This window comes from Nocardia sp. NPDC060220 (assembly GCF_042727815.1).
GTDB lineage: Bacteria > Actinomycetota > Actinomycetes > Mycobacteriales > Mycobacteriaceae > Nocardia.
The window spans coordinates 1-4,515 of the sequence record NZ_JBHWZY010000579.1 but is presented as its reverse complement, the minus strand read 5'-3'; the positions used below and the strand labels follow the sequence as shown (position 1 = coordinate 4,515).

Genomic DNA, 4,515 nt, shown 5'->3' with positions numbered 1-4,515 from the left:
CCCCCTGCGTGGGATACATTCCCCGATCAACACACTCTTATCGGAATCGCCGCCGACCGAAATGCTCACCGTTTTCCCGGATCGGAGAAAAGTGTCGCGTAGCTATTCGACACCATCCATCCGTCAAACCGCAATGACCGAATGCCGCTTTTGCCGGGTTGTCACGAATCTCGTCGACACTCGGCTATCGACGATGCAGCGACCGGACGGTGGCCGCACCCCAGAGCATCAGGCTCGCGGCCGCGGCCATATAGAGGAAGTAGGCTAGCACAACCAGGACGGACCCGTAATTGCCTACCCAGTCACTCAGTCGCAGCAGGCCGACCACACCGAGGCCGAGCAGGATCAGCCCGAGGATCAGCCCCGGCATCGCCAGCGGCGCGATGGGCGATTCCATGGCGGAGGTCGCGGCGACGCGGCGGCGTCGCTCGGTAACTGACAGATTGCTGTTCGATTCGAAGTAGATGCTGCTCATGACAACAAGTCCCCTTCCGGACAGCCGCCCCGACACGGCCGATAAGTGATCCGTACCGGATCTTTCGATGACCGTCACGCCGCAGCGGAAGTGCGGGTCGTTCGCGACCCCGGATCCATGTCGACCCGGTCCATGATCACGAACGGTTAACGTTCAGCAATTACAAGCTTGCCAGCCAGGCCGAGCGGATAACAGACGGTGTGATCTGCATCACATCGAACTCTTGTGCGACACGATCCGATAACGTGCGTTACATTTCGTCGAAATACGGGCCGGAACTGGCGAAAACCCCACACAACTGGGCATCTGTTCAACAAGCCGACACTGCTGTCATTTATCGAACCGTTACGGCCCTGACGTGGGAAAACACACACTTCCGCCCCCCGCGATCCAGTTGGTACCTCCACGAGCCACCGACACGGCACCGTGACGGAAACCGCTCAGCGAACGCCCTCCTCCACCCGAAACCACCACGCCCCGAACAACTTCGGTGTCGACGCCGCACAGAAACCGTGCCGAGACGCGGAAGTTCTCCTACCATGGGCCACGTCCCACACCGCAGCACCGTACGAGGGGTCGTCGAGGATGAGCGACAACGCGCATGTGATCGACCAATCCAAGCCGAGCATCGCCCGGGTCTACGACTATCTACTCGGCGGCAAGGACAACTACGAGGTCGACCGCGCCGTCGGTGACCACTTCAAGGTGAACCTGCCCGGCTCGGTCGACATCGCGTCCACCAACCGCCGAGCCCTCACCCGTGCGGTGCGGGCCATGGCCGAGGCCGGGCTGACCCAGTTCCTCGACTTCGGCAGCGGGCTGCCCACCGCCGACAACGTGCACCAGGTCGCCCAGTCGATCGACCCCGACACCCGCGTGGTCTACATCGACAACGACCCGATCGTGCTCGCCCATGGTCGCGCACTGCTGGCGACCAACGACCACACCACCGTGATCCACGCCGACGTCCGCGATTCCGCGGCGATCAGGGCCGATCCCGAGGTCGCCCGGCTGATCGACTTCGACAAGCCGGTCGGGCTCATCTTCAGCGCGATCCTGCACCACCTCAACGACGAGGAGGACCCGCAGTCGGTGGTCGCGTACTGGGCGGAACAGATTCCCGTCGGCTCGCGCGTGTTCATCTCCCACTTCCGCTCCGGCGACAACGCCGAGACCATCGAGGCCGAGTCCAAGCTGCAGTCGACCTTCGGGCGTGGCCGGTGGCGCACCGACGCGGAGATCACCGCGCTGTTCGGTGATCTGCGCGTGCAGGACCCCGGCGTGGTCGCCGCGGCCCGCTGGCATCAGGTGAACGAGGATTCCGCACACATCGGCGCACCCGATCGGGACCTGTCGGTCTGGGAGGAACTGATCGTCTCGGCGATCGCCGAGAAGCGGTAGGACCGATCGCCGAGGCTCGAAACTTTCCGGCCGCGACTTCTGCGTGGGTTCGAACGAGGGAACGCGTCACGTCGGCTATCTTGATCTAGTTTTTCGATGCTGCTGGATCGTTCGTGTCGCTTCGCCGAAATCGCGTGCCGCGTGAGATCCACGCCTCGCGCTGTCGGCGACCCTCTCAGACGAAGGGACGCCGGTCACCATGCCCGCACCCGTTATCCTCCACGGCCGCATCGCACGGCTGGAGCCGCTCGCACCTCACCACGTTCCCGGACTGAGCGCCGCGGCCGCGGCGCTCGACGGACCGGCCGGGTTCACCGTCGTCCCGCACGGTGACCAGGAGGCGCGCACCTATGTCTTCCAGGCCGAAGCGGCGCAGCTGGCAGGCACAGCGCTGGCCTTCGCGATCGTCACCGTCGCCGACGAGTGTGTGGTCGGGGCGACCCGATTCACCCGGCTCGACTACTGGCAGGGACCACTGACCTGGCCGTTGTCCGCCGAACCGGTCACCTCGGTGCCCGGCGGGGCGATCCCCGACGCCGTCGAGATCGGCAATACCTGGCTCACCCCCGCGGTGCGGGGCGGTCAGGTGAATCTCGACTCCAAGCTGCTGCTGCTCACCCACGCCTTCGACAGCTGGGGCGTGCGGCGGGTGACCCTGCGCGCCGACGCCCGCAACCTGCGCTCCCGGGCGGCGATCGAACGCCTCGGCGCGGTGAGTGACGGTGTGCGCCGGGCACATTCGCGTGGGCTCGACGGCGCGGTGCGCGACACCGCGTTCTATTCGATCCTGCACGACGAATGGCCGGGGGTGCGCGGACGGATCATCGAACAACTGGCCGCCCGCGCCGCCCTGCGGGGCGCGCCGTTGATCCCGGCGACCGCGGCGGCGTTGCGGCCGTTGGCTTCTTCGCCGATCGGTTGAGGTCTCAGCCCGGCAGCGACTCGATGCGGTCGACGATCAGGTCGGCGAGTTCGTCCGGACGCTCCTCGGGCAGCCAGTGCGAGCCGTCGAGCACGGCAAAGCGATAGTCACCGGTGACGAATCCGCGGGTCAGCTCGGCACCACGGCGGGTCAGCGCCGCGTCGCCGGTGCTCCACACGTGCGTCACCGGCACGGTGACGCGTGCCGTCACCGCGCGCGGTGTGATCAGCGCCAACGCGCGATACCAGTTCAACGCGGTGGTGAGAGCTCCGGTGTCGATGATCTCGGTGTGCACGCGGTCGATCGCGTCGGCGGACATGCCCGATTTGGCCAGGATCTGGTCGAAGACGCCGGGCCGCGCGCGAATCAGGCGCTCCGGGAGCACCGGCAGCTGGAACAGCGCCATGTACGACGAGCGAAGGAGCTGATCGCTGCTGATCATCGAGCGGGCGAAGGCGCCGGGATGCGGCACCGACACGGTCACCAGCGTGCGGACGAGTTCGGGGCGGGCCGCGGCCACCGACCAGGCGACCATCGCGCCCCAGTCGTGCCCGACCAGATGCACCGGACCGCGGTCGATGTCCTCGATCAACGCGACCACGTCGTCGACGAGTTCGGGCACACGGTAGGCGAGGCGGCCGGACGGCCGAGCACCGGGTGAGTACCCGCGCTGGTTCGGGGCGATGGTGCGGTAACCGCGCGCGTTGAGCAACGCGGTGAGCGGCTGCAACGAGGTCGCGGTCTGCGGGAAGCCGTGCAGCGCAACGACGACGGGGCCGTCGGGCGGTCCGGAGTCGACGACGTCGAACTCGAGTCCAGCCCTGGTGAAAGTGGTCAACTGGGTGCTCAACGAACCCTCCGATCCAGTAACTTACTTATCGGTAAATTACTCGTGGCCCGTACCTGGCGTCAACAGCGCTCACCGTCCTGTTCCCCCGTGCACGACGGCGACTTCCGCACCACCGAGGTCGAAGGCCCGGTGCAGGATGCGCACGGCTTCGTCGAGGTCGGTGTCGCGGACGAGCACGGAGATACGGATCTCCGAGGTGGCGATCAGGTCGAGGTTGATGTTCGCCGCGGCCAGCGCCTCACAGAAGCTCGCGGTGACGCCCGGATTGTTGCGCATGCCCGCGCCGATCAACGAGACCTTGCCGACGCGATCGTCGTAGCGAACATCGGCGAAGCCGATCTCGGCGCGGCGGTCGCGCAGCAAGGCGACCGCCCGCGCGCCGTCGGCGGCGGGCAGGGTGAAGGTGATGTCGGTGCGGCCGGTCCCGGTGTTCTGCACGACCATGTCGATGCCGATCTCGGCGTCGGCGACCGCGCGGAACACCTCGGCCGCATAGCCGGGCTCGTCGGGCAGGCCGACAACGGTCACCTTGGCCTCGTTGCGGTCGTGCGCGACGCCGGTGAGTACGGCCTGGTCGGCGGGGATGTCGGCCATCGAGCCGAAGACGGTGGTGCCGATCGCGTCGGTGTAGGACGAGCGCACATGCACCGGCACCTGGTAGCGACGCGCGTATTCGACGCAGCGCAGCATGAGGACCTTCGACCCGCAAGCGGCCATTTCCAGCATCTCCTCGTAGGTCAGCAGCTGTTGAGGGCCGTCTGGAGCGCGGACTTCTCGGCGGAGTCCACGGAGAGCCCGTAGTGGTGCTTCACGTGGACCCACATCCGCACGTACATGCACTTGTACGAGGCGAGCGGCGGCATCCAC

At 66.6% G+C, this 4,515-nt stretch carries 4 protein-coding genes and 1 pseudogene; 2 read left to right on the top strand and 3 right to left on the bottom strand.

Annotated elements, in window-relative coordinates; genetic code table 11:
* Positions 1–184 precede the first annotated feature (184 nt).
* Positions 185–475, bottom strand: a complete 291-nt coding sequence (locus tag ACFWF3_RS25535) for a hypothetical protein (RefSeq protein ID WP_379315793.1) — start codon at positions 473–475, stop codon at positions 185–187.
* 585 nt (positions 476–1,060) lie between these two features.
* On the opposite strand from ACFWF3_RS25535, the gene ACFWF3_RS25530 reads away from it, so the two are divergent.
* Both ACFWF3_RS25530 and ACFWF3_RS25525 read left to right on the top strand, forming a co-directional pair.
* The gene (locus ACFWF3_RS25530; RefSeq protein WP_379315791.1) at positions 1,061–1,876 is read left to right on the top strand and encodes an SAM-dependent methyltransferase; all 816 of its coding nucleotides are present in this window, start codon (positions 1,061–1,063) and stop codon (positions 1,874–1,876) included.
* Between the two features lie 199 nt (positions 1,877–2,075).
* Entirely contained in the window at positions 2,076–2,798 is a 723-nt protein-coding gene (locus ACFWF3_RS25525) for a GNAT family N-acetyltransferase (protein WP_379315789.1), read from the top strand.
* Positions 2,799–2,802: 4 nt separating this feature from the next.
* On the opposite strand, the gene ACFWF3_RS25520 is transcribed toward ACFWF3_RS25525, so the two are convergent.
* Together ACFWF3_RS25520 and ACFWF3_RS25515 are read right to left on the bottom strand one after the other, a co-directional pair.
* Positions 2,803–3,648 (bottom strand): alpha/beta fold hydrolase, encoded by an 846-nt coding sequence (locus tag ACFWF3_RS25520; protein ID WP_379315787.1) that lies wholly within the window; start codon positions 3,646–3,648, stop codon positions 2,803–2,805.
* 69 nt (positions 3,649–3,717) lie between these two features.
* A pseudogene (locus ACFWF3_RS25515) lies at positions 3,718–4,386 on the bottom strand (ACT domain-containing protein); the annotation flags it as partial.
* Positions 4,387–4,515: the final 129 nt, after the last annotated feature.